We start from the raw sequence: 21,281 nt of genomic DNA on the forward strand, positions 1-21,281 counted from the left end.
AGACCTGCGGATTTGCTTGCTACGCCTGATCTTCGCGGGGTCGGGCGGAGCTCATTCTGATCTTGATGTTGTTCTCGCCGTGCCGAACGACGTCATGGAAGCCGAGTCGCTGGTAGAGGGCGTGCGCTTGCTGGTTGACGGCCAGGACGTCGAGGGTGACGGGGTGGCCGCGGCGAGCGGCCTCGTCGAGGAGGTCCTGGACGGCGCAGGTGTGGTCGGCCGTGTCGAGCTGCCCTGGATGGCGGATGCCTGCGGCATCTCCTACGACTCCCTGGCCTGGGCTGGCATCCCGCCGGCAGCGGGACAGACTGGCAAGCTGGGTCAGGTGGCGCCGGTTCGCGCCGCAGTGGCCGCCAGCGTGGTGTAGGGCATGGTGAAGCCGCCCCCGGTCCTGTCGATGGCGGCCCCGACGCAGTCCAGCACTTCGGCCAGCTTGTCCGGCGAGAGCTGGGTGAGGGCGCCGGTGGCGGGCAGATGGTCCAGCCACTCGTCGCGGGTGTAGGACTGCTCCCAGTCGAATCGCCACTGCTCCGGCTCGCCGAACCCGCCTGCCTGTCGGATGCCGTCGGCGGCCTTGGCGAACATCGCCTGGTAGATGTCCGCGGCGGTCCTAGTCGGCTGGTCACGGCCCGTTGGCCGGAGGTTCAACGGTGAGTCGGGCGCCACCCGCCGGTAGACGGCGGTGAACGCTTCTTGTATCTCGGGCGGGGCGTCGAACGCGTGCCCGAACACCGCCAGCCGGCCGCCGGGCCGCAGGACCCGCGCCGCCTTGGCCGCGCCCGCGACCGGGTCCACCCAGTGCCATGCCTGTCCGGAGACGGCCGCGTCGAACAGGCGGCCAGCCGGGTCCCACGCTTCGAAGGTGGCGACCTCGACCTCGACCCCGGTCCGCCGGGCAAACTCGGCCATCCGCGCGTCGGGGTCGACGCCGAGCACCCTGCAGCCGGCCGCCTGGAACTGCCGGGCCGCTATGCCGGTGCCGCAGCCGACGTCGAGGGCGTCGAGGCCGGGGCTGGTGGCGACGATCCGCTCCACCAGCGCGTCGGGATAGCGGGGCCGGGCCCGGTCGTAACGCTCGGGGTCCACGCCGAACGACTCGGCCATCTGTCGGTGTTGATGAGGCTCCTGCTCGGGAGGACGTGATGGCTCCCGCGATAGTGTGGGCACACGCCCACTCTAGTGGGCGTGTGCCCACTAAGGTATCGGGTGAGGGTTACCCGGGTACGGAGGACGCCCGGTGCCAACAGGGGTGCACATCCGCGACGCTCGCCAGCAGCTGTTCGACGCCGCCGAGCGCGTCCTGCTGCGGGATGGGCCGAGCGCGTTGACCAGCCGGGCGATCACCACCGAGGCGGGTGTCGCCAAGGGAGTCCTGCACCGGCATTTCGCCGACTTCGACGCCTTCCTCGTCGAGCTCGCGCAGGACCGCGTCGCCCGGATCGAGGCCCAGGCCGCCGCTCTGCGCCAGTCCGCCGGGACTGGCACCGTCGCCGGCAACCTCACCCGCGCTCTGATGGACCTGTTCGACTCGGTCGCTGTCGCGATCGTCGGCCTCGTCATCTGCCGGGACGAACTGCGCCTCCGGCTGCGCAAGGCCAGGTCCTCCCCTGACATCCCGGTCTTGGCCGAGGCCAGCGTCATGATCGCCTCCTATCTCGCCGACGAGTGCGAACTGGGCCGCATCGCGGCCGACGTCGACGCCGACTCGCTCGCACTCTCGCTGATCGGGGCCGGACATTTGCTGTTCGCGGGCCGGCAGGGCGCCCCACCGGGCTCTGGAGCTGTCGACAAGGTCGTGACCACGGTCATCGCCGATGTCATGCGACGACGGCTGCGGTAAGCAGCCCGCCAGCACGCCGCCTGACGCAAGGTGTTAAGGAAGTTCTCGCGAACGGTCCTCCTGAGAATCGCTCGCCGGACCGCCCTGGGAGCGGATGCGCGGTAACGCAAGGCGGCAACCCCAGCCCGGCCAGCATCTACCGGGCGCTGGCCGGGCACGCCGAGCGCGAGGCGTACCCGGAGGCGATCGACCAGGCCCGCGCTGACGCTATGCGGGCCGCCGGCCCCAGGCGATGGCCGTCGCGAAGGCGAGGTCGAAGAAGGCCGGGTCCGCCAGGAGCTCCAACGCCTCGTCGAGAGTGTCGTCCGAGACGAGGTCGAACTCACGGATGCGCGTACGCAGCCGCGTCAGGGTCAGCGACCAGCACAGCGCCGAGGCGTTGGCGCCGCCCGTGGTCGGGAGATGAACAGTCGTCCCGACATCGACGAGGTTCCGGTCGACCAGCGGGCCGGGGAATCGGCGTGCCCACGTGGAGTCGGTGCCGATCGTCTTCGCGAGCACCTGGTCGATCGCGCCCATGGCCCGGCCGAACTGGGGGTGCGGTGAGGAGCCGAGCGGGAAACCGGCGATCGACTCGATCACGATCAAGCCGCCTGGCCTCAGCCAGCTCGCCAGGCGGTCCAGGACCCCTTCCCGCTCGGGGAGGTGCTCCAGGACGAAACGTGCGTGGATGAGGTCGAACGGCGCCGCGTCCGGCGCCGGGTCGCGGGTGATGTCGTGCCGCAGAACCGTCAGGTGCGGAACTGTGAGGTCGGTCAGGTGGCCGGTGTCGATATCGGTCGCGACGACCTGGCCTGCGGCAGCGACCCTCTCGGCTAGCCAGACCGCGATCGACCCGCTGCCGGCACCGACCTCCAGGCAGCGCCAGCCGGCGGCGACGCCAAGCTCGTCGAGGACGCGGACGCTCGTCGGGTCGCAGACCGTGGCCATGGCGCCGAGCCGGGCCCGCTCTGCCGCCTCCGGGCCACCAAGCACATCGTCCGTGTACCGGAGCTCCTGCTGGCCAGACACCGATCAGACCCTAGCCTTTCCGACACCCGAGGCCAGGAGCCCTGACCCGGGACGTCTGTTCCTCGAGGGCCTTGACCGGCCCCGGTGGCGGGCAGGGGCAGCGCGGTGGTCGGGTTCGTCAGCGGCCTCACCGGGCGGCTGCAAGTCCGATCAGTTCCGGGACCGGTTGGTCGCCGCTACTGGCCCGTGCCGCGCAGCATGACCTGCTGCACGCGGCCTTCACCGCCGAGGGGCACCGCAGCTATGACCTTGCCGCCCGGTCCGCCTTTACCTTCCGGTTCCTGGACTCGGGCGAGGCGGAGGCGGACATTCTGGAGGCGACCCAGCGCGCTGAAGCCGCCGCAGAAGCGTGGCTGACCGCGCGCGGCTACGGCTACAAGAACCTCAGGTCCCAGGCTGCGGCCGCGCCCCCGACCGCAGTAGGGCGCTGTCGTCGAGGAGCTGCTCGGCCGGGAGGACCTCGGGCCGCGGGAGCGGGTGCTGCTGTGGCAGGGGGGCCGCGTGTGGATTGACGACGTACGTGGATTGACGACGTACTCGGATCCGCGGGCGAGACGGGCCTGCGCCGTGAGCGGGCCGCGGGGGTCAGCCTCCGGTCGTCGACCCGGGCTGGACGATCATGAGAACGGCGACGGCGGCCCAGAGCAGGTTGAAGATCCCGGTCGTCATCGCCAGCCGGGCTGCCTGCTTCGCGGCCGAGACCGGGTCCGTCGGGGCCGGCCGGGCCTGCGTCACGAGGGTGGCCGTTCCCGACTGGCCTGTCGCGACCGGGGCGGCTTCGGTCGTCGCGGGGGCGCCGTTCGTGGTCAGCGCGGTGAGCGCGCGGTTCTGGCCGGGCAGGACGACTCCGGCGAGCAGCCCCGCCGCGGCGGCGGTGAGCACGATCGAGACGATCAGCCAGGCCTGGCCGAAGACGTGGAGCGGGCCGGCGAGCGCGAGGCCGAAGAACGGCACCGCGATCGCGGCCAGCGTGTAGACCTGGCAGATCCGGTGCAGCGTCCGGGCGACCGTCAGCGGTGCGCTCTCCCCCGGGCTGTCCGCCGCGCCGGCGGCGAGCCGCAGGTGACGCGGGAACATGCTCGCCGCGACGGCAACCGGGCCGATCGTGAGGATGACGGCGAGCACATGCAGGCAAAGGAGGAACTTGTTCACGACTGGGGTCTCTCCGGCTTCGTCGACGGTCACTGCCGCGCGTCCTGGCACTTGGTCGTGCCTGGGGCGTCGGGCCCGCGTACGACCGCGAAGGCCCGCATCCCTGACGCTAACCATCGCATCCCGTCCGGCGCAGGGGCCGGACGGGCCTACGCCGCCGGATTTCCGCCACACGGGAGCCGGCGATCAAGACGACCGGCGGGTCGGCCCAGGCGAGGTGGTGCCCCCCCACGTGGAAAATCCGGTGAGCGGCGGGGGTTGTGGTCGTAGGCTGCTGGGCATGAGCTGGCGACATTGATCCAGTACTGATCCCAAGGGAAGCTCGCGGGCCTATGCCCCGGGTTACGACGCCCAGGTGGCGAGTCCGGCCAGTAGGCAGGCCAGGCCACGCTCGAACCGTTCGTCGGCGTCCAGGTCCGTGGCCTCGCGCACCATTCGCTCCAGGTGTGGGTAGCTGCCGCTGTTCAGAGCCTCTTGCAGGTATGGGGCCACGGAGGCGCGCCATTGCTCTTCGGTGAGCCCGGAACGCCGCTGGGTCCGCGTCTCGGCCAACTCTCTTGCGGCTGCACCCAGTACATACGCCAAGACGGTCTCTACGGCACTGCTCGCGGTGGTCGGGTCGTCCTCATAGCCAGCCGCCGCTCCAAGGGCCCGTTCGTGGTGAACCAAGGCATTGGGGCCGATGGCCGGGCGTCCAGCCAGTTCAGCACCCAGCCATGGATGGGTTTTGAGCATGGCGCGCCGGTTGCGGGCCACAGCGGCCAGGTCCGCGCGCCAATCGCCCGACGCTTCCGGCGGCACATGCCGGCCGAGGACCTCATCGACCATGCGATCGAGCAGCTCGTCACGGCTGTCGAGCACGCGGTAGAAAGAGGCCGTGCCCGACCGGAGCGTGGTGGCCACACGGCGTAGGGAGACCGCGTCGAGACCCTCCCGATCGGCCAGGGCGACCGCGGCCGCGACGATCTCCGGCAGGTCGGGCGCGCTCCCCCGCCGCGGCGGGGGCTCCTGGCTCCAGACGACCATGGCTACAGTGTATCCGTTCTGGCTACACTGTAGCCATGGAGATCCCGACGCTACTCAGCGCCTACTTCGCGGCCATTGACGACAAGTGCCTCGATGCCGAGGTGATCGCGGCGACGTTCCTGCCGGACGGCCGAGTGGTACGGCCCGACGGGGTCGCGCTCGCCGGCCGGGCCGAGATCCTCGCCGAGCAGAACGAGAGCTTCGCGCGCTTCCGGGCCACTCACCACATGCTCACCGACCACATCGTCACCCGGTCCGGGGACGCCGCTCAGGTACGGGCGAACATGCAGGCCATGCACCTTTGGAACGACGCCGGCAACTCGGCCGAGCTGCAGACCCACTTCGTGGCCGGTGGCGTCCTCCAGGCCAGCGCCAAGCTGACCCCGGACGGCTGGCGGCTCAGCGAACTGACCATGCGCCCGGCCTGGCGTACCGGCGCCACCACCCGCATGTTCCTGCCCGCCCACCGGTGAGGAGCCGGGGAACCACACTGGTGCCCGAAGCATCGTGGAGATGACTGCGGACCTTCATGCACACGACTTCGGGCATCGACACAGCGCGAGGCGCCGCGCCCCCGCCCAGGACGGTCAGACCTCGGCGACCGCCTGGGCGAACTGGGCCTGGTAGAGGCGCGCGTAGGCGCCGCCGGCGGCGAGCAGCTCGTGGTGGGAGCCCTGCTCGACGATCGAGCCGTGCTCCATCACGAGGATCGTGTCGGCGTCCCGGATCGTCGAGAGCCGGTGGGCGATGACGAACGCGGTCCGCCCGGAGCGCAGCTGCGCCATGGCCCGTTGGATGAGGACCTCGGTGCGGGTGTCGACCGAGCTGGTCGCCTCGTCGAGGATCAGGATCTGCGGGTCGGCGAGGAACGCCCGCGCGATCGTGATCAGCTGCCGTTCGCCGCCGGACACGCCGGTGCCCTCGTCCTCCAGGACCGTGTCGTAGCCGTTCGGCAGCAGCCGCACGAACCGGTCGACGTGGGCGGCCTTCGCGGCCTCGACGACCTGTTCGCGGGTCGCCCCCTGGACGCCGTAGGCGATGTTGTCCGCGATGGTGCCGCCGAACAGCCAGGTGTCCTGCAGCACCATCCCGGTTGTCGCCCGCAGCTCGTCGCGGGTCATCGTCGCGATGTCGACGCCGTCGAGGGTGATCCGCCCGCTGGTGGGCTCGTAGAACCGCATCAGCAGGTTGATCAGGGTGGTCTTCCCGGCGCCGGTCGGGCCGACGACCGCGACCGTGTCGCCGGGGTCGGCGACCAGGGACAGGTCCTCGATCAGCGGCTTGTCGGGCTCGTAGCGGAACGCGACGTGCTCGAACGCGACCCGGCCGCGCAGCTGCTCCGGCCGTGCCGGGACCTCGGGGTCTGGGGCCTGCTCGTCGGTGTCGAGCAGCTCGAACACCCGCTCGGCGGATGCCACCCCGGACTGGACCAGGTTCGCCATCGAGGCGACCTGGGTCAGTGGCTGGGAGAACTGCCGGGAGTACTGGATGAACGCCTGCACCGAGCCGATCGAGAGGTCCCCGGAGGCGACCCGCAGGCCGCCGATGACCGCGACGAACACGAAGTTCAGGTTCCCGATGAACATCATCGCGGGCTGCATCAGGCCGGCGAGGGCCTGAGCGCGCCAGCTGGCCTCGTAGAGCTTCTGGTTCTGCTCGGCGAACGTCGCCGCGGCCTCGTCCTGGCGGCCGAAGAGCCGGACGAGGGAGTGCCCGGTGTACATCTCCTCGATGTGGGCGCCGAGCCGGCCGGTGGTGCGCCACTGGTTGACGAAATGCGGCTGGGAGAGCTTGCCGACCCGGGCGGCGACGAGCATCGACAGCGGGACGGTGACCAGCGCGATCAGCGCGAGCAGCCAGGAGATCCAGAACATCATCGACAGCACGCCGATGATCAGCAGGATGGACTGGATCAGCTGCGAGAGTGACTGCTGGACGCTCTGGCCGAGGTTGTCGATGTCGTTGGTGACCCGGGAGAGCACCTCGCCGCGCTGGGCCCGGTCGAAGTACCGCAGCGGCAGCCGGGTGATCTTCGCCTGGACCTCGGTGCGCAGGTCGGACAGGACCCGCTGCAGCGCGGCGTTGATGAGCCGGGCCTGCACGATGTTGCAGACGAGGGCGAGCAGGTAGACGGCCAGGACGATGGCCAGGACCCGGCCGATCGCGTCGAAGTCCATCCCGTGGCCGGGGCGGACGTTCAGCGACGACAGCAGGTCGGCCTGGGTGCCGTGGCCCTGGGCGCGCAGCTGCGCGACGGCCTGCGCCTTGCCGACCCCGGCGGGGATGTGCTTGGACAGCAGGCCGGTGAGGACGAGGTCCGTCGCGTGGCCGAGCAGCCGGGGACCGGACACGTTGAGGGCGACCCCGAGGGCGGTGAGGATGACGGCGGGGACGACCAGGTGGCGCTGCGGGCGCAGCAGGCCGAGCAGGCGGCGGGTCGAGGACCTGAAGTCGCTGGGCTTCTCGACGCTGCCGCCCTGCATCATCATCCGGGCCATCGGCGGCCCGCCCATCGGTGCCCGCTGCGCCGGCGCGCCGCCCGGCCGGCCGTTCGGGCTGGTCATGCGGCCGCCTCCTGTTCGGTGAGCTGGGACAGCACGATCTCCCGGTAGGTCTCGTTGTCGGTCATCAGTTCGTGGTGGGTGCCGACGCCGACGATCTGGCCGGCGTCCAAAACGATGATCTGGTCGGCGTCGCGGATCGTCGCGACCCGCTGGGCGACAATCACCACGGTCGCGGCGGCGGTCTCCCGGGCGAGTGCCGCGCGCAGTGCCGCGTCGGTGGCGTAGTCCAGCGCCGAGAAGGAGTCGTCGAACAGGTAGACCTCTGGGCGGCGTACCAGCGCGCGGGCGACCGCGAGGCGCTGGCGCTGCCCGCCGGAGACGTTCGTGCCGCCCTGGGAGATCGGGGTCGCGAGCCCGTCGGGCATCGCCTCGACGAAGCCCTTCGCCTGCGCGGTCTCCAGCGCGCGCCACAGCTCGTCGTCGGTGGCGCCCGGGTCGCCGTAGCGCAGGTTGGACGCGACCGTGCCGGAGAACAGGTACGGCTTCTGCGGGACGAGGGCGACGACCTTCGCGAGCAGCTTCGGGTCGAGGTCCCGGACGTCGACGCCGTCGACGAGCACCGTTCCCTCGGTGACGTCCGAGAGCCGGGGGATCAGCGACATCAGGGTCGACTTGCCCGCGCCGGTCGACCCGATGATCGCGGTGACCTGGCCGGGGCGGGCGGTGAGGCTGACGTCGCGCAGCACGGCGGCCTCGGCGCCCGGGTAGCGGAACCCGACACCGCGCAGCTCCAGCTCGCCGTGGCGGGCGAGCTCGGTGACCGGGTTCTCCGGTGCCAGCAGCGTCGTCTCGGTGTCGAGGACCTCGCAGATCCGCTCGGCGCACACCGCGGCGCGGGGGATCATGACGAACATGAACGTCGCCATCATCACCGACATGAGGATCTGCATCAGGTAGGACAGGAAGGCGGTCAGCGCGCCGATCTGCATGCCGCCGGAGTCGATCCGGTGCGCGCCGAACCAGATCACCGCGATCGAGGAGATGTTCACCGCGGCGAACACCAGCGGGAACATCAGCGCCATCAGCCTGCCGTAGCGCATCGAGGTGTCGGTCAGCTCGGCGTTCGCGACGGCGAAGCGGTCCCGCTCGTGGGTGTCGCGGACGAACGCGCGGATCACCCGCAGGCCGTGCAGCTGCTCGCGCAGCACCCGGTTGACCAGGTCGAGCCGCTCCTGCATCGCCCGGCCCAGCGGGTGCATCCGCCGGATGATCAGGCTGATGACGACACCGAGGAGCGGGACGACGGCGACCAGGAGCAGCGACAGCCTGGCGTCCTGGTTGATCGCCAGGATGATCCCGCCGATGCACATGAACGGCGCCGAGATCATCATGGTGCCGGACAGCAGGGCGAGCATCTGGACCTGCTGGACGTCGTTGGTCGCCCTGGTGATCAGCGACGGGGCGCCGAAGTGGCTGACCTCGCGGGCGGAGAACGACTGCACCCGGTCGAACACCGAGCGGCGGACGTCGCGGCCGAAGGCCATCGCCGTGCGGGCGCTGAAGAACGCGGCACCGCACGCGCAGACGACCTGCCCGAAGGTGAGCGCGAGCATGATGCCGCCGGTGGACACGATGTAGCCGGTGTCCCCCGCGACGACGCCGTGGTCGATCAGATCGGCGTTCAGGGTCGGCAGGTAGAGCATCACGAAGGTCGCGGCCAGCTGGAGCACGACGAGCGCCGCGATCTGCCCGCGGTAGGGCCCGAGGTGGGCCCGCAGAATTCGGATCAGCATGCGGCGGCGATCCCTCTCGGCGGCGATCCGGAAAGGTGGGGCACGGGTTGTGCTGGGCCGGGCGACGGCGGCCGCGCGGCGGCGGCCGTCGCTGTGACCGGTGGCAACGCTGCCACACGGCTACGACAGCCCTGGGCCGGACGGCGCCGGTCCCGCGGTGTCTCGCCGTCGGCGTATGGGGACACTACGAGCTCAACTCCACTTCAGGTCAACGTGTTTTCTGGCCGAGCCGTGGGCTCAGCGGGTCGGTGGGCGTGGGCGGGGCGGCGTCAGCCGGGCGCGGGCCGCCTCGCGGTCGACGCCGAGCTGGGTCAGCAGCGCGGCGGCGGGGTCGGGTGGCTGCCGCTCGAGCAGGGCCGCGAGCACCAGTTCGGGGGTGACGCGGCCGGGGGGCGCGGCGCTGATCGAGCGGGACAGCACGGCGCGGGCGCCGGAGCTCAGCGCGGCCCGCAGCCGGGCGACCTGTTCGGGGCTCGGCGGGTGTTGGTGCACGCCGAACAGCTGGCCGTCGGCGGCGGGCCCGGGTGCCGGGGGCTCCCACGGGTCGCCGGGGGCCAGGCACGGACCGCCGGTCGGGATCGCCAACTCGGGGCTCACGTCGATCCCGAGCACCGCGAGCGCCTCCCGGTCGAGGGCCGCGAGCGCGCCGCGGGCGTCGGCGAGGTCCACGGCCAGCGCGCGGGCCGCGTCGGTGTCCGGGTGGCGCAGCACCCCGAGCAGCAGGTGCTCGGTGCCGATCCGCCGGTCGCCGCGCAGCCGGGCCTCGGCGACAGCCGAGCCGATCACCTCGCGGGCGCCGGGTCCGAACCTCGGCTGCACTCCCCCCGTCCCCCCGTGCTCGACCCGGGCACCGTCAGCCGGCGGACCGCCCGTGCTTGGCGTGCGCGGACTGGCGGGACACCCCGAGGGCGTCGCCGATCTGTTCCCACGACCAGCCGCAGTCGCGGGCCGCGACGACGGCGACGGCCTCGACCTGCTCCGCCAGCCGGTGCAGCGCGCCGACCGCCCGCAGTCCCAGCGCCGGGTCCTGCGTCCGGACCCGGTCCAGAAGGCCGTCTCCCCCGTCACCGACGTCCAGGACCGACGTCCCTGGCTGTGTCGTCCACGGCTGTCAGTTTGAACTGACAGCCGTGGTACTGTCCAGCCCGGCGGCGGGGTCCTTGCCGTCAGGTGAGAGGCGGGAGAACACTCGGGCCATGCCCCTCGGACCTGTCCCGGCCGCTGGCCCCGCCGGCCCGCAGTGGCCGCGTTCCCCCACCCAGGACCGGGCGCTGCCCGTGCCGCTGGAGCGCGAGCCTGACGAAGGCGAGCTGACGGCGTGGCTGACCGGGCGGGTCACGGACTACGCCCGGGCGGCCCGCGCGGCGTCGACGTGGAAGGCCTACGACGCGGACCTGCGCCACTTCCGCGCCTGGTGCGCCGTGCAGCCGGGGACGCCGGTAGCGGTGCCGGCGGGCGCGCTGACCGTCGCGGGCTATCTGACGGCCCTGGCCGACACGGGCTACAAGCCGTCAACGATCCGCCGCCGGCTGGCCGCGATCTCGGTGGCCCATCAGCTCGCGAAGGCACCGGTGAACCCGGCCGCCTCCGTCGAGGTCGCGACCGTGTGGGACGGCATCCGCCGCGTCCACGGGATCCGGCCCGAGCGCAAGGCCGCGCTGGAGACGTCGCTGCTGACCCGGGTGCTCGCGGCGTTCGACGAGCCGGCGAGCGCCCCAGCCGAGGACGCGGGCCCGGCGGCGGCGCTCGCGGCCGTCCGGGACCGGGCGCTGCTGCTGGTGGGGTTCGCTGGCTGCCTGCGCCGCTCGGAGCTCGTCGGCCTGGACGTCGCCGACATCAAGGTGACCGCCGACGGGCTGGTGCTGTCGGTCCGCTCGTCGAAGACCGACCAGGACGGCGCCGGAGCGCTCGTCGGCCTCGCGTACGGCTCCTACCGGCCGACCTGCCCGGTGCGGGCCTGGCAGGCCTGGGCGGCGGCGGCCCGCGTCGAGGACGGCCCGGCGTTCCGGGGCATCAACCGGCACGGCCAGGTCGGCGCCGGCCGGCTGCACGCAAGCTCCGTGGCCCGGATCGTGCAGCGGCGGGCGCGGGCGGCCGGGCTGGACCCGGCCGACTTCGCCGGCCACTCGCTGCGCTCGGGGTTCGCGACCGCCGCGGCCCGCGCCGGCGCCTCCGACCGGGCGATCATGCGGCAGGGCCGGTGGCGTTCGGCCGCGTCCCTCGACAGCTACGTCCGCGCCGGCCGGCTGTTCGACCGGGACAACCCGTCGAGCCAGGTCGGCCTGTAGCCGCAGCGGGCGCGGGCGGGGCCGGCTGGGCTGGCCCTGTCTCGGCGTGGCAGTCTCGTCCTGTGACAACCCCCAGCGTGGCAGGCGGATCCCCGGACGGCGTCCGGTGGGATTTCACGGTGTCGTTCGTCGAGGCCGACCGCGGCTGGGCCGACTGGCTCGTCTGGCAGCTGCAGGACGCGGGCGTCCGGGCGGTCGCCGAGCCGCCGCTGCCCGCGGGTGCGGACGCCGCGCCGGCGCTGGCCAGGGCGGCCGGCCATGCCGAGCACGTGCTGGTGGTGCTGTCGGACGACTACCTGGCCGCGGCCGGCACCGCCGCGGACAGGCTGGATGACGCGGCGGCGGGACGGCTGGTCGCGGTCCGGGTCGCGGACTGCCGCCGGCCCGGCCGGTTCAGCCGGGTCGTGTCGTTCGACCTGTTCGGCCTGGAGCGGCCGGTCGCCCGGGAGTGGCTGCGCCGCCAGCTCGCCGTGCTGCGCGCCGGGCCGGCCGGCCAGCCGGCGGCCGCCCCGGCCCCGGCGCCTGTTCCGGCGGTGGCCGTCGCCGTCCCCGCGACGGCCGACGAGGACGGGGTCGCGGTCCTCGCCGAGCTGGCCGGGTTCCCGTCCGCGGTGCGCGCGGTGGTGATCCCGGCGACCGGCGGGGTGCTCGCCACTGGCGCGCAGGACGGCAAGATCCGCCTGTTCGACCTGGCGAACCCGGCCCGCCCGACGACGATGGTCGAGATCGAGTACGGGGCCCGGTACAGCCAGGAGTGGGTCCGAGCCCTCGCGACGAGCGCGGACGGCACCCGCCTGGCCGTCGTCGGCGACGCGATGCAGGTCGCGGTGTGGGACCTCACCGACCCGGCGGCGCCCGAGCTGGTGTTCAGCGAACGCGGCCACAAGCACTACATCCGGGCGGTGGCACTCAGCCCTGACGCGGCCGTCGTCGCCACCGGCGGGCAGGACAAGGCCGTCGCGCTGTGGAACGCGCGCCGCTCCGGCCGCCAGAGTGTGCTCGCGGTGCTGACCGAGCACCGCAAGGGCGTCCGGGCGGTGGCGTTCAGCCCGGATGGCCGGCGGCTGGCCTCCGGCGGCGACGACAGGACCGTGATCCTCTGGGATGTCGCCGATCCCGAGCACCCGACCCGCACCGCGACGATCGCCGCGCACCGCGACACCGTCTGCGCGCTCCGGTTCGCGACCCCGACGCTGGTGGTGACCGCCGGCAGCGACCGGGCCGCCCGGCTGTGGGACGTCACGAGCCCTGCCCACCCGGAGCCGGTCGCCGAGCTGACCGGCCACCGCAAGGCGGTGACGGCGCTGGCGGTCACCGCCGACGCCACCCGGCTCGCGACCGGGGCCGCCGACGGCACGGTCGCGCTGTGGGACATCGCCTCCCCCGGCCAGCCACGCCGGCTCGCGGCGCTGTCCAGCGGGTACGGCGCGGTCCACGACCTGGCGTTCTCCCGCAACGGGGCGCTGCTGGCCGCGGCGTGCGCCGGCAAGACCACCGTCCTGTGGAGTATCGGCAACCGGCTCGCCTCGACCGCCAGCTGACCGGCCCGAGACCTGGGCTCGCCGGCCGGACGGCCGCCTACGGGTGGCTCACGTCCAGCGGGTGATCTGTTCGGCGGCGTGGCCGTGGCCGGCGGCGTGGTGGTCGAGCACGCGGGTGAGAAGCCGGACGAGTTCGGCCCGCTCGGCCGGTGACAGCGGTGCGAGCAGCCTGTCCTGCATCGCCTCGGCGATCACGTCGAACTCCGCCAGCCGGGCCTGGCCCGCGTCGGTGATCGCGATGATGTTGCGGCGGCGGTCAGCCGGGTCCTCGGTGCGCTCGACGTAGCCGGCCGTCGCGAGCTCGTTGACCATGGCGGCGACGTCGCTGCGGTCGAAGCCGCACCGCCGGCCGAGGCTCGCCTGGCTGGACGCGCCGAACTCGGCGAGCGAGGCCAGCAGCGCGTAGTGGTGGCGGCGCCCGCCGGTGCTCGCGAAACCCTCCGCGGTCAGCCGGTGGGAGTGAGCCGCTGTCCTGTTCACCAGCCAGGTGGCCAGCCGGCTCAGCCGGGTCGGCCACGTCGCCGAGTAGCGCTCGTCGCCTGTCGCCCGCCAGTCGGGTTCGCCCGCGTCGGGGCAGGCCCCGAGCGCGAGATCCGGCGCGTCGTCTGGCTTCGGTGTCACGTTCCGCCTGCCAGCCACGGCCCGGAGTCTAACAAGATTCGTTGGCGCAACCCACGAATCTTGTTTCTGTTGGCGACACCAACGTCGGCGGTTCGGGGCGCTGTTCCCCCGGCGGTGCTGGCGCTGCTCGGCACGATCGCCGGCACCGCGACGACCAGCTACCTCGGTGCGCACCACACCGCGGCCGGCGGCCCCCGGGCGCTGGCGCAGGCCGCGGTCGTGCACGGGTTCAACGTGGCGAGCTTCGCCGGCGCGGGTCTCCTCGCCGCCGCCGCGGTAACGGTCTACCTGGTCGTCGGCCCGCACGGCTCGACCGCGACCGGCGGCGCCCCGGCTGCCGACCCGGCGTGGTCCCCACCCAGCCGGCAGCCAGGGTGCAGGACGCCCGCGACGCGGGCGTCCTGCACGGGTCCGCGCCCTGGGGCTGCCGGCCCTGGCCATCGGGCCGGCAGCCCCATTTTCGCCCGCCTTCGTCCGGACCCAGCGTCGAGCCGTCAGACGTCGGCGCGCGGCCTGTGTCGTCCGTCCGTCGCTGTCGGCGCAGCGACATCGTCCGCCGGTCCGGTCACCGTCAGGATTGCCTGGAAACCGCGGGCTTCCGCGACGGGCTCTCCCGGATCGGCGTGGGACCCGATGGACCCGCGCGGACCGCGCCGAGTCGTGCGATGATCGCGCGGCCCCGTGCGCGGCGATCGGGACGACGGCGGAGGATGCGTGGCACTTCAGCAGGAGCGAACAGGCCAGGTGGTCGACAAGTCCCGATGGCCGGCGCAGGACGGACAACCGCCGGCGCAGGTGCCGGCACCCCGGGTACCACCAGCCTCGGCGCCGAGGGCCGCCGGGGACGAGCGGCCCATGGCCGGGCGCACCGTGGTCGTCACCGGCGCGAGCGCCGGTCTCGGCGCTGAGGCGGTGCGGCAGCTGGCCGGTCTCGGGGCTCGGATCATCGCTCTCGGCCGGTCGCCGCTGAAGACGGCCGCGGTCGCCGCCGAGACCGGCGCGACCCCGGTCGTCGCCGACTTCGCCCGGCTCGCGGACGTCCGCTGCGCCGCCGCCGAGGTGGCCGCGCTGTGCCCGCGGATCGACGTGCTGGTCAACAACGCCGGCGGCCTGTTCCCGCACCGCGTGGTGACCGAGGACGGCAACGAGCTGACGTTCCAGGTGAACCATCTCGCTCCGTTCCTGCTCACAAGCCTGCTGCTGCCCCGGCTGCGCGACACCCCCGGCTCCCGGGTGATCGTGACCAGCAGCTTCATGAACCTTGAGGGCCGCATCGACCTCGCCGGCCTGGAGGCCGACCCCGGCTGCGTGGACCGGCGCTATCGTCCCTTCGTCTCGTATTCGACGAGCAAGCTGGCGAACATCCTGTTCGTCAAGGAACTCGCCCGCCGGGGGTATCCGGACGGACCGACAGCGACCGCGGTGCACCCGGGAGTAGTGCTGAGCAGCTTCGGCCGGGACAGCTGGTTCGTGCGGACGTTCTACCGCCGGCCGTTGAAGGTCTTCGGCGCCAGGTCCTCGGCCAGCGGTGCGCTGCCGCTGGTCGAGCTGGCGACGCGCGCCGACCCGCAGGCCCTCAACGGCACCTTCCGGATGCGGTTCCACCAGGGCGAGCGGTTCTTCACCGCCCGTCAGGCCAACGACCCCGGGCTGGCCCGCGGGCTTTGGGACTACTCGCTGGAGCGGGTCGGCCTGCCGGCCTGAGTGGTCACGGGCTCGCGCCGACGACGGCGGTCGCGACGCTGAACCGGCCGGTGAGGATGTGGATGCCGCCGCGGCGGAGCAGCCGGCCGGTCGCGACGACCGGTGCCCGGGTCCGGTAGGCGTGGATCGCGTCGTCGTACTCGGGTCCGGAGACCGCGACCTGGACGGTGCGCGGCGTGGACCGCCCGACGACCCCGTGGATCGTCGCGACGCCGCCGTCGCCACCGTCGCCCCGGTCGAGCCGGGTGACCTGCCCGTAGACAGCGGTCGGGTGGCGTGGCTCGGGCAGGGCCGCGACCTCGTCGCGCAGCCGTCGCAGCGCGTCGGCGTCGGCGCGGTGCAGCGCGGCCCGGACCACCGCCGGGGTGTCGAGCCCGGCGCGCTGCGCCCAGTAGAACGAGAAGTCCAGGGTCCGTACCCGCGGCGCGGTCACCATCGCGAGCAGCGCGTCGCACAGGTCGGCGCTCACCCCCCGCGTGACCAGCGGCCGCAGCGTCTCCGCCGGCCGCGCCGCCGCGGCCGCGCCGTCCGGCGCGGCCAGGCCTGGCGGCGCGCTGGGGCTCGCCGACGTGGCAGGCCGCCGCCCGGCGCGGTGCTCGCCGACCGTCTCGACGACCGCGACCAGGCCGCCCGCCATCAGGACGCCGGCGCGCCGCTGGAACGGGGCGAGCCGCACCGCCGCGGAGCCCGCCGGCCAGCTCGTGGCCGCCCGCCGGCCGGTCACGCCCGGCGGGCCGGGCGGGTCGTCGTCCAGGTGGACGAACATGGCCAGCAGGGAACCGGCCGCGTCGGTGAGCGCGAACCGGACGTCCTGTTCGACGAACGCCTTCACCACGTCGGGACGCCGGCCGGCGAACCGCGGCGCCGGGCCGATCACCGCCATCGCCGCGGCCTGCAGCAGCCGTGCCATCCCGGCGAGCAGCACCCTGCCCTGCCCGAGCGACACCCCGGCCGGCTGTGTGTCCTGCTCGACCTTCAGGTGCAGCACGTCGGCCGGGCCCTCGTCCGTCGCCGCCGCGCGCCGCGCCCCGCCACCCGCCGTCCCGGCCGGCAGCCCGGTCCCGCTCACCGCGCACCCCGCTCTGGGGTGTGGCGCGCGCCGCGCCGCTTCCAGTCCGTCATGCCGAGTCCCCTCGCCCTGGTCCGTCACCGCCGCCTGCCCGGCGGAGCCTGCTGGCCGCGGACGCCGTAGGCCGCGCCCAGCAGGCGGAACAGAGCGTCACCTGGGCAGGCCGGCCTGTCAGGCGGGCACCCGCCGCTGTGGACGACGCGGTGGTGTCCACAGCCGGTGTCGGCCCGCGGCCCACCTGGCCCGTCGCACCGGTCCGCCCGGCTGGGGAGTCAGGCAGACGGGCAGGTGCGGCGGGCCGCCGGTCAGCCGGCGAGCCGGACCTCGGCGGCGAGACGGGCCCGCGGCGACGAGCCGGCGCGGCCCGAGGCGGCGGCGCGCTGGCGGTCCGCGCGGCGGGCCAGCAGCCGTTGCGCGAGCGCGTCAGCGCGTTCGATGTCGTCGAGCGTCGCCCGCTGCCGGGCGTCGACCTCCAGGATCGCGGCGAGCAGCTCGGCCGACAGCCGGGTGCGGGCGGCGACCCGGGCCACGCTGGGCGGCAGCGCGGGCACGTCGCCCCGCGCGGCGGCGGGCCCGCGGCCCGCCGCCGGCGGCGGGCCGGCCGCCCTCGCCGCGGCTGGCCGCCCTGCGGCGGGCCCGGTCAGGCCGAGGCCGGCTGAGCCAAGGCCAACCAGGCCGAGCCCAGCCGGGGCGGAGCCGGCCGGAACCAGGGAAGCCGGAGCGGAGCCGGCCGGGGCGTGGTGACGGGCCGTGACGGTCACACCGGCGGCCAGGTCGTCGGCGAACGTCTCGTCGGGGCGGCGGAGCCTGTGCAGGAGGGCCATGCACCCAGTGATACCTATCGCCGGACGGCCTTCAACGCCTTGACATTCGGCCCGTCGGCTGGGTCGTGCCCGCCCCACAGGCGATCCCCAGCTTCACCCACCACGGTCCCCAGCCGTAGTCCGGTTACCCACCGTGCTGTCGACAGGCTTATCCACATGTCGATCTTTATGTGATACATCTCACATTCACGGTCGGGTCCGGTCCGGACCTCTCGAGCGCCGCCTCGACCAGTCCCGGCCGGTCCGCCTCACGCCGACAGACCGTGCCCGAGCCTCCCGGCAGCGGACCCAGCACCAGCCTCCTCCGACAGCGACAGCAGCCGCGTCGTGTGCACCACCGACGAGGCGCCGAAGCCCTCCACGCCGCGGAACACCGTCGCCCCCGCGAGGCCGGCCGCCCGGGCCCGGCGCACGATCTCACTGGCCAGCGACCGGTGATGCCACTGATCGCTCTCCTGGTCGCTCTCCCCCACGAACACGGTCAGCCGCAGCGCCCAGCCCGCGAGCCTCGTCATCACACTCTCCCGACCGCGGCGACCAGCCGTCGCAGGGCCCGCAGGCCCAGCCGGGTCGCGACCTGGCCGACAGCGACGGCGGCGAGCGCCGCGGCGACCGTCCCGGCGACGTAGGCCAGCGCGATGCCGGCCCGGCCGGCGTCGCGCAGACGCTGCCCGTCGAGGGCGTAGGTGGAGAACGTGGTGAACCCGCCGAGCACCCCGGTCCCGAGCAACGGCCTGACCAGCGGGTGCGTCGACGGAGCGGCGGTGATCAGGGCCATCAGCGCGCCCATCGCCGCGCAGCCGACGGTGTTGACCGCCAGGGTCGTGGCCGGGAACCCGCCCGGAGAGGTCGGCCAGGCCAGGGCGGCGCCGTAGCGCAGGCAGGCGCCGATCAACCCACCTACCGCGATCACGCCGAGCAGCGCCGGCTGGGCCCGCGCCCGAGACCCGCGGACCGCCACCGCGCCTGCCGCGGGCACGGCCATCGGCCGTACCGTGTCGCTCACACGCCCTCCCCGCCAGCCCATGACTCGCGGACCCCAGGTGCTGCCAGCGAGCCACCGTTCAGGCCTACACCATGGCCGCGGATTCGCCCGTCCAGCGACCAAGGCGTATGACTGGGCGGTCCCGGCCAACGACCAGACCCGCCGCCAGGCCTGCGGCCGCCCCACAGTGCCCGGCGCCCAGGACGAGTCCTACAACACTGGTCGCGGTTCAGCCCCGGCAACGACGCAGGACTGGACGAGGGGCTGCTGCCAGAGCACGACTCCCGCCCCTCGGGGCCAGGGAGAATGCTAGGACCAGGGGGATCGGGGGCGGCTGGACGCGGGCGGCTCGGTCGCGGCCCACATCTTGCGCCAACGGGCCGGCTCACCGCCACCGGGCGCCGGGCGCGCCGCCCGCGCCGACACCGTCGGGCCGTCCGGGCGCGGCAGCGACGACCACCACGACGTCTCGCCCTCGGCGACCAGCCGGTCGACCTCGCCGACGAGCCGGGCGGTGAACCCGCGCACGTCGTCGCCGGCGCCGGGACGCAGCGGGCGGCCGAACCGGACGGACACCTCCGGGCGGCCCGGCACCGGCCAGGACCGGCCGCGCGGCATCGCCGCGAAGGTGCCCCGCAGGCCGACAGGCACTACCGGGGCCCCGGCGTTGAGCGCGAGGAACGCGGCGCCGAGCTTGAACTTCCCTCGCGCCCCGTCGGGGGACCGGGTGCCCTCCGGGAAGATCACCAGGTTCCAGCCCTCGCGCAGCAGGTCGACCGGTGTCGTCGACGGCGCGCCGCCGCGCCGGTCGATCGGCACCGTCCCGAACGCGAGCGCCGTCGACAGGCCCCGCCAGGTCGACTCGAAGAAGTAGTCGGCCGCGGCCGTCACCACCGTGCGTTCCCGCACCGCGGCAGGCAGCGCGCACAGCAGCACCGTCGCGTCCAGGTGCGAGGCGTGGTTGGCGACGATCAGCGCCGGTTCGCCGAGGCCGGCGAACACCTCGGCGCCCTCGACCCGCCAGGTCAGCTGGGAGTGCAGCAGCGGGTCCATGATCCCGCCGAGGAACGCCCCCCGGGCCGCCCGCGCGACCGGGCCACGGGCCCACGCCGTCGGGAACTCCCGGCCGGCGACCGGCGGGCGGAACTGCTGCGCCGACGCGGGGACCAGCGGTCGCCCCGTCCAGCGGAACCCGCGCGCGACCTGGCCCAGGCCGAGGCCCGGGCGGCGGCGTGCCGGCGCCGCCGAGCCGACCCGCAGCGCCCGGCCCGACTTGCCCGACACGGCGCTCACCGCACGTCCGCGATGGCGTGCGGCGGCGAGTGCAGGTAGGTGATCGACGGGTGCCGCCCGACGGAGCCGGACACCATCTCCAGCGCGTCCGCGAACGTCGACGCGGCGCGGAACCCCATCCGGGCGCACGCCTTGCGGTCACCGCCGACCCAGACGACGTCACCGAGATGGTCCATGCCGTGCGTCGCCCAGTACCACATGTAGAACGGGTGCACCCCGTGGTAGGCGTGCGAGGTCCGGTACAGGTGGACGTACCAGGGGTCCGTCGCGTACTGCTTCTCGAACTTCGCCTCGATCGTCGCCGGGTCGGTCGAGACGGCGAGGACCTCCTCGTAGAAGTCGACGTACGACGGGTGGTGCAGCTGGGTGAACTCGGGGGTCACCGGGTGGTAGAGGATCATCGCGCCCTTGTGGCGGACCAGCGGCTTGCCCCGGTACATGTTGAAGAAGTAGCCCAGGCCCATGCAGGTCGCGAGGATCGGGTTCATCACCGAGTCGACGTTGTACGGCCCGAGGAACGGCAGGCCGACGACGAGGACGTCGGACTGGCCCTCGACCTCGACGAGCTGCTGGCGGTGCACCGCCTCCAGGGTCTTCTCGTGCACCGCCTCGGTCTCACCGGCGTGGACACCGGTGACCTGGTAGTCGGCGACGATGCCCTGGAAGAACTTGTGCCGCTGGCGGCTCGGCAGCTTCGGCAGCGCCGCCGCCGTGCCATAGGCCATCGCCTGGTCCTTGCGCGACCACTCCCACTCGCGCTTCGTCAGGAACCCGTACTTCTCCGGGAACGCCTGGTTGTTCAGCGTCGTCTCGATGTTGAACACCTTGACGTGCTCGTTGAGCAGCCGGCCCATCCGCCACGCCGACGAGTGCATCGCCGAGCGGGTGCTGTCCATGAACGACGTCGAGTGCAGCATCGTGTGGCTGTTGTGGTGGTGGCGCAGCGAGTTGTACGACGCCAGGCCGATCGCGGCCGACTTGTGCCCGCCGTCCATCGCGACCAGGTTGACGTTCACGTAGACGAGCAGGTCCGACTCGGCGGCCCGCCTGTTGACCTCGACGTCCTCGCCTAGGTCGGTCAGCCCGACGTGGGTGAGGTTGTCCTTGTCCTCCGCGTCGTGGTTGTACAGGTTGTCGGGCCAGAACGACCGGAACACCCGCTCCCCGACGACGTACTCGATCTCCGCAGCGGTCATCCGCCGGTGCAGCGCCGTCGCGACGATCAGCTGGACGTCGTCGACGCCCTGCTCGGCGGCGACGGTCAGCACCTGCTCGATGACCCGCTGGCGGATGTCCGGCCGGCGCATCCGGGGCAGCGGGATCGACAGGTCGTCGAACGCGATCGTCAGCTTCATCCCGGGGAACATCAGCTCCCGCAGCGGCTCGCTGCCCTGCGGGTGCTCCAGCGCGTCGACGATCGCCGCGTCGACGTCCGGCAGCCCGGGCAGCGGCTCCGGCGGGTAGACGACCCGCGTCCCCAGCGGGAACTGCTCCAGCAGAAGGCCCTCACCCTGGTGCACCAGCAGCGGGGGAGTCCGCTCGTCGACCTCGAGCACGAACCCCGGTCTCACAGCCACGTTCCCCTCGTCGCGGGCCCAGACGGCGTGTGGCCGTCGCGGGCTGTTGCCGT

22 protein-coding genes are annotated in these 21,281 nt (G+C 73.4%); 8 read left to right on the plus strand and 14 right to left on the minus strand.

Going from position 1 to position 21,281, the window contains the following annotated elements; genetic code table 11:
• Positions 1–79 precede the first annotated feature (79 nt).
• Entirely contained in the window at positions 80–367 is a 288-nt protein-coding gene (locus FRADC12_RS27415; protein WP_045878771.1) for a hypothetical protein, read from the plus strand.
• On the opposite strand, the gene FRADC12_RS27420 is transcribed toward FRADC12_RS27415, so the two are convergent.
• Complete coding sequence (locus FRADC12_RS27420; RefSeq protein ID WP_045878772.1) at positions 322–1,104, minus strand: class I SAM-dependent methyltransferase; 783 nt, start codon at positions 1,102–1,104, stop codon at positions 322–324. The two genes, FRADC12_RS27415 and FRADC12_RS27420, sit on opposite strands and share 46 nt — an antisense overlap.
• Positions 1,105–1,237: 133 nt before the next feature.
• Between FRADC12_RS27420 and FRADC12_RS27425 the strand changes: the two genes are divergently transcribed.
• Entirely contained in the window at positions 1,238–1,840 is a 603-nt protein-coding gene (locus tag FRADC12_RS27425) for a TetR/AcrR family transcriptional regulator (RefSeq protein ID WP_045878773.1), read from the plus strand.
• Positions 1,841–2,047: 207 nt separating this feature from the next.
• On the opposite strand, the gene FRADC12_RS27430 is transcribed toward FRADC12_RS27425, so the two are convergent.
• Positions 2,048–2,851, minus strand: coding sequence for a class I SAM-dependent methyltransferase (locus FRADC12_RS27430; RefSeq protein ID WP_045878774.1), 804 nt, complete (start codon positions 2,849–2,851; stop codon positions 2,048–2,050).
• Positions 2,852–2,922: 71 nt separating this feature from the next.
• On the opposite strand from FRADC12_RS27430, the gene FRADC12_RS33685 reads away from it, so the two are divergent.
• Positions 2,923–3,363, plus strand: a complete 441-nt coding sequence (locus FRADC12_RS33685) for a DUF6204 family protein (RefSeq protein ID WP_232304082.1) — start codon at positions 2,923–2,925, stop codon at positions 3,361–3,363.
• A gap of 73 nt (positions 3,364–3,436) precedes the next feature.
• Here FRADC12_RS33685 and FRADC12_RS27435 read toward each other — a convergent pair whose 3' ends face one another.
• Both FRADC12_RS27435 and FRADC12_RS27440 read right to left on the minus strand, forming a co-directional pair.
• On the minus strand, positions 3,437–4,036 hold the full coding sequence (locus tag FRADC12_RS27435; protein WP_502685294.1) for a hypothetical protein: 600 nt from the start codon (positions 4,034–4,036) through the stop codon (positions 3,437–3,439).
• Between the two features lie 309 nt (positions 4,037–4,345).
• Positions 4,346–5,029 (minus strand): TetR/AcrR family transcriptional regulator, encoded by a 684-nt coding sequence (locus tag FRADC12_RS27440; protein WP_045878775.1) that lies wholly within the window; start codon positions 5,027–5,029, stop codon positions 4,346–4,348.
• A 35-nt stretch (positions 5,030–5,064) separates the two neighbouring features.
• Between FRADC12_RS27440 and FRADC12_RS27445 the strand changes: the two genes are divergently transcribed.
• Positions 5,065–5,502, plus strand: coding sequence for a nuclear transport factor 2 family protein (locus FRADC12_RS27445; protein ID WP_045878776.1), 438 nt, complete (start codon positions 5,065–5,067; stop codon positions 5,500–5,502).
• 114 nt (positions 5,503–5,616) lie between these two features.
• Here FRADC12_RS27445 and FRADC12_RS27450 read toward each other — a convergent pair whose 3' ends face one another.
• From FRADC12_RS27450 to FRADC12_RS27460, 3 genes are all read right to left on the minus strand, one after another.
• Positions 5,617–7,593: an ABC transporter transmembrane domain-containing protein gene (locus FRADC12_RS27450; protein WP_045878777.1), complete on the minus strand. Its 1,977-nt coding sequence runs from the start codon at positions 7,591–7,593 to the stop codon at positions 5,617–5,619.
• The gene (locus tag FRADC12_RS27455; protein ID WP_045878778.1) at positions 7,590–9,326 is read right to left on the minus strand and encodes an ABC transporter ATP-binding protein; all 1,737 of its coding nucleotides are present in this window, start codon (positions 9,324–9,326) and stop codon (positions 7,590–7,592) included. Before FRADC12_RS27455 ends, FRADC12_RS27450 begins: the two co-directional genes overlap by 4 nt.
• Before the next feature lie 237 nt (positions 9,327–9,563).
• Entirely contained in the window at positions 9,564–10,145 is a 582-nt protein-coding gene (locus FRADC12_RS27460; RefSeq protein WP_045878779.1) for a Clp protease N-terminal domain-containing protein, read from the minus strand.
• A gap of 52 nt (positions 10,146–10,197) precedes the next feature.
• Here FRADC12_RS27460 and FRADC12_RS35280 point away from each other — a divergent pair, with 52 nt between their 5' ends.
• The 3 genes from FRADC12_RS35280 to FRADC12_RS27475 all read left to right on the plus strand — a co-directional run bounded on the left by FRADC12_RS35280 (position 10,198) and on the right by FRADC12_RS27475 (position 13,155).
• Entirely contained in the window at positions 10,198–10,446 is a 249-nt protein-coding gene (locus FRADC12_RS35280; protein WP_198153067.1) for a hypothetical protein, read from the plus strand.
• Positions 10,447–10,522: 76 nt separating this feature from the next.
• Complete coding sequence (locus tag FRADC12_RS27470; protein WP_045878781.1) at positions 10,523–11,614, plus strand: tyrosine-type recombinase/integrase; 1,092 nt, start codon at positions 10,523–10,525, stop codon at positions 11,612–11,614.
• Between the two features lie 119 nt (positions 11,615–11,733).
• Positions 11,734–13,155: a WD40 repeat domain-containing protein gene (locus FRADC12_RS27475; protein ID WP_045878782.1), complete on the plus strand. Its 1,422-nt coding sequence runs from the start codon at positions 11,734–11,736 to the stop codon at positions 13,153–13,155.
• A 48-nt stretch (positions 13,156–13,203) separates the two neighbouring features.
• Here FRADC12_RS27475 and FRADC12_RS27480 read toward each other — a convergent pair whose 3' ends face one another.
• The gene (locus FRADC12_RS27480) at positions 13,204–13,776 is read right to left on the minus strand and encodes a MarR family winged helix-turn-helix transcriptional regulator (protein WP_084011231.1); all 573 of its coding nucleotides are present in this window, start codon (positions 13,774–13,776) and stop codon (positions 13,204–13,206) included.
• A gap of 855 nt (positions 13,777–14,631) precedes the next feature.
• On the opposite strand from FRADC12_RS27480, the gene FRADC12_RS27490 reads away from it, so the two are divergent.
• The gene (locus tag FRADC12_RS27490) at positions 14,632–15,480 is read left to right on the plus strand and encodes an SDR family NAD(P)-dependent oxidoreductase (RefSeq protein WP_045880334.1); all 849 of its coding nucleotides are present in this window, start codon (positions 14,632–14,634) and stop codon (positions 15,478–15,480) included.
• A gap of 4 nt (positions 15,481–15,484) precedes the next feature.
• Here the strand turns inward: FRADC12_RS27490 and FRADC12_RS27495 are convergent, their stop codons facing one another.
• The 6 genes from FRADC12_RS27495 to larAH form a co-directional block, all read right to left on the minus strand.
• On the minus strand, positions 15,485–16,549 hold the full coding sequence (locus tag FRADC12_RS27495) for a hypothetical protein (RefSeq protein WP_045878784.1): 1,065 nt from the start codon (positions 16,547–16,549) through the stop codon (positions 15,485–15,487).
• A 305-nt stretch (positions 16,550–16,854) separates the two neighbouring features.
• On the minus strand, positions 16,855–17,373 hold the full coding sequence (locus tag FRADC12_RS35285; RefSeq protein WP_084011232.1) for a hypothetical protein: 519 nt from the start codon (positions 17,371–17,373) through the stop codon (positions 16,855–16,857).
• 248 nt (positions 17,374–17,621) lie between these two features.
• Entirely contained in the window at positions 17,622–17,888 is a 267-nt protein-coding gene (locus tag FRADC12_RS27505) for a DUF190 domain-containing protein (protein ID WP_084011434.1), read from the minus strand.
• On the minus strand, positions 17,888–18,379 hold the full coding sequence (crcB, locus tag FRADC12_RS27510; protein ID WP_232304083.1) for a fluoride efflux transporter CrcB: 492 nt from the start codon (positions 18,377–18,379) through the stop codon (positions 17,888–17,890). Before crcB ends, FRADC12_RS27505 begins: the two co-directional genes overlap by 1 nt.
• A 288-nt stretch (positions 18,380–18,667) precedes the next feature.
• Complete coding sequence (locus FRADC12_RS27515; protein ID WP_198153068.1) at positions 18,668–19,651, minus strand: lysophospholipid acyltransferase family protein; 984 nt, start codon at positions 19,649–19,651, stop codon at positions 18,668–18,670.
• Complete coding sequence (larAH, locus tag FRADC12_RS27520; protein ID WP_045878785.1) at positions 19,648–21,228, minus strand: NPN-dependent hydroxyacid isomerase, LarAH14/15/16 family; 1,581 nt, start codon at positions 21,226–21,228, stop codon at positions 19,648–19,650. The genes FRADC12_RS27515 and larAH overlap by 4 nt, the downstream gene beginning before the upstream one ends.
• Between the last annotated feature and the right edge of the window lie 53 nt (positions 21,229–21,281).

It is taken from the genome of Pseudofrankia sp. DC12, assembly GCF_000966285.1.
Taxonomy (GTDB): Bacteria; Actinomycetota; Actinomycetes; order Frankiales; family Frankiaceae; genus Pseudofrankia.

Excerpts from the sequence above, each read along its gene's own strand:
- FRADC12_RS27470 (WP_045878781.1), top strand. The coding sequence starts at position 10,523 with ATGCCCCTCGGACCTGTCCCGGCCGCTGGCCCCGCCGGCCCGCAGTGG.
- FRADC12_RS35285 (WP_084011232.1), bottom strand. The coding sequence starts at position 17,373 with ATGGCCCTCCTGCACAGGCTCCGCCGCCCCGACGAGACGTTCGCCGAC.
- FRADC12_RS27490 (WP_045880334.1), top strand. The coding sequence starts at position 14,632 with ATGGCCGGGCGCACCGTGGTCGTCACCGGCGCGAGCGCCGGTCTCGGC.
- FRADC12_RS27420 (WP_045878772.1), bottom strand. The coding sequence starts at position 1,104 with ATGGCCGAGTCGTTCGGCGTGGACCCCGAGCGTTACGACCGGGCCCGG.
- FRADC12_RS27455 (WP_045878778.1), bottom strand. The coding sequence starts at position 9,326 with ATGCTGATCCGAATTCTGCGGGCCCACCTCGGGCCCTACCGCGGGCAG.
- FRADC12_RS27445 (WP_045878776.1), top strand. The coding sequence starts at position 5,065 with ATGGAGATCCCGACGCTACTCAGCGCCTACTTCGCGGCCATTGACGAC.
- FRADC12_RS27505 (WP_084011434.1), bottom strand. The coding sequence starts at position 17,888 with ATGACGAGGCTCGCGGGCTGGGCGCTGCGGCTGACCGTGTTCGTGGGG.
- FRADC12_RS27450 (WP_045878777.1), bottom strand. The coding sequence starts at position 7,593 with ATGACCAGCCCGAACGGCCGGCCGGGCGGCGCGCCGGCGCAGCGGGCA.
- FRADC12_RS27440 (WP_045878775.1), bottom strand. The coding sequence starts at position 5,029 with ATGGTCGTCTGGAGCCAGGAGCCCCCGCCGCGGCGGGGGAGCGCGCCC.